The 1,668-nt window shown below is 38.3% G+C and carries 2 protein-coding genes; both read left to right on the top strand.

The annotated features are described in order from the left end of the window. Positions 1–388 precede the first annotated feature (388 nt). Positions 389–859 carry a hypothetical protein gene (locus A1332_RS00800; RefSeq protein WP_064006692.1) on the top strand — a complete coding sequence of 157 codons (471 nt, stop codon included), beginning with the start codon at positions 389–391 and terminating at the stop codon, positions 857–859. Between the two features lie 21 nt (positions 860–880). Then, the gene (locus tag A1332_RS00795) at positions 881–1,555 is read left to right on the top strand and encodes a hypothetical protein (RefSeq protein ID WP_064006691.1); all 675 of its coding nucleotides are present in this window, start codon (positions 881–883) and stop codon (positions 1,553–1,555) included. The last annotated feature ends 113 nt before the right edge of the window (positions 1,556–1,668 follow it).

Below are 1,668 nucleotides of genomic sequence, written 5' to 3'. Positions count from 1 at the left end.
TTTAAAGTCGGGTCTCGGCCCGACAGCCGAGATACTTTCTTTTGCTTGGCCAAAAGAAAGTATCCAAAGAAAAGGCCACCCGGAATTCCGCCAATTTCCTGCGCTTCTCGCTTTTGCCGAGGGTTTTCGGAAGGGGCTTCCCAGCCCCTCCGAAAACGAGCGGCATCCCTGCCGCTCCCCTGCGGGCCGATCTCGCCAAAAGCTGCGATGCTCGGGGCGGAATAACGGGAACAACCCCGTCGCGGGATTGATATTGGTTAGATTATTTTGTTTGTTTAGGATGTGGGATGGAGTTGTAGGATTCTGCAGATGTTAGAAGGCCCATGAGAACGAAGCGCCTCACTGAGTTCTGCGAATCCTAAGGGTTGCAGATAAATAAGGAGACTATATGCGGGCGTGGGGTCAAATATTTACAATATTTAGTTTAGTTTTAGCTGGTTACGGCATGGTGATGGATACTTCATTAGAAATTGCTACAGGAGAACGAATTCTAAATCTAGGGCTTATGAATAATCAGTCAAATATATTCATTGGCGCAGGCGTTGTATTTATTTCTGGAATATTACTAATCGGGTTTTCGCATAACTCGTCTGGAGCAATACGTGTTTGTCCATTCTGTGCTGAGAATATAAAAGTTAAAGCAAAAATATGTCGGTTTTGCCAAAAAGAAGTGCCAGAATTAAATTTTGATTCGATTTCTGAGGAAGATGGTAATAATTCTGGATGGGCTTCAGCCATATTGAAAGTCTTATTATTCGTTGTAATGTTGTATTTAGTAAATAAATCGATTGAAAATGGCGATAGACTTCGTGACGCTAGGAATTCTGCTGAACAATTACGGAAACAAAGAGGCGAATAGGGCGGGAATGCCCCTTTGGCTATGAGTCAATTAAAAGAGCAGTTTTTAAAAGAGAAAATTTATGCTTTTCTAGAGCAATCAATGATTAGCGATGTTAAGGATTTTCTCGTTACATCAGAATGTAATGTAGAAATTCAACATGCGAAAGAACTTGATCGTATTCAACAACTTGATGTTGAAAATAACCTACCAAGAGGTTACATACTTGGTCTCGAGGAAATTGCTAGATTAAGATTTGAGATTAATATGCCAATTATTATCAGATACAGTGCCGTAGTATTGCTTGTCACTATGATTGAATGGTCAATAAAAAATCTTAACAAGCAACTTAGAATACCTATTTTAATAAGAGATAATAATTTTGTAGTGAATTTTTTTAAAAAATTGTCTAGTGAGATTAATTTTCAACAAAATGAGGTTTTAAAAGATATAGAAGCAATTGTTTATGTGAGAAATTGTATTACTCATAGTGCTGGCATACTCAATGAGTATAAGTATTCTGAACAATTGCCGGGTTTTATTGCAAGGCTAAACGGTTTTACTTTTAATAACACAGCTTTCGTTGATGGCTATCTTTGGATCGAACGTAATGCATTAAATCAGTACATTGATGTTATTGGTGATTTCATCTTTCTGATTTTTAAAGATTGTTATGAAAAAGGACTTATGAAGCATTTGCCTGATACGCTGGATTGAAAGAAATAAAACCTAGCAATTTGAATTACAAATTTTGGTTTTCTGTAAATATCGGGGTCTTTTTCTTCCCGTTTGCCGCGCCGAGCACCGGAGCTTTTGAACGGAATAGCCCG

The organism is Methylomonas methanica (genome assembly GCF_001644035.1).
In the GTDB taxonomy this organism is placed as follows: domain Bacteria; phylum Pseudomonadota; class Gammaproteobacteria; order Methylococcales; family Methylomonadaceae; genus Methylomonas; species Methylomonas methanica_A.
This window is presented reverse-complemented; position numbering and strand designations above follow the sequence as displayed.